Here is a 228-nt window from a genome sequence, read left to right as displayed (position 1 = left end):
AGCAGCTAATAAAGTAACAGACCTAAAAGAAGTAAAGCATGCCGATATCATTGTGGCTGGAAATCAAGCCTACGTTGCAGTCGTTTTAACCAATGGAAATAAAGGTGCAGTAGAAAACAATCTGAAGAAAAAAATAGCCAAAAAGGTAAGATCTACTGACAAAAACATTGATAATGTTTACGTTTCAGCTAACCCTGATTTTGTAGAGCGTATGCAAGGATATGGAAA

The 228-nt window shown here is 36.0% G+C and carries 1 protein-coding gene; it reads left to right on the top strand.

The annotated features are described in order from the left end of the window. A partial coding sequence (locus SB660_RS24435) for a YhcN/YlaJ family sporulation lipoprotein (protein WP_410585258.1) occupies window positions 1-228 on the top strand: 228 nt, incomplete at both ends.

Origin of the sequence: Bacillus sp. SIMBA_005 (assembly GCF_046535585.1) — a bacterium.
GTDB classification, from domain to species: Bacteria; Bacillota; Bacilli; order Bacillales; family Bacillaceae; genus Bacillus; species Bacillus pumilus.
Note: the sequence above shows the minus strand (reverse complement) of the source record. Positions and strands in the feature narration are given on the sequence as shown.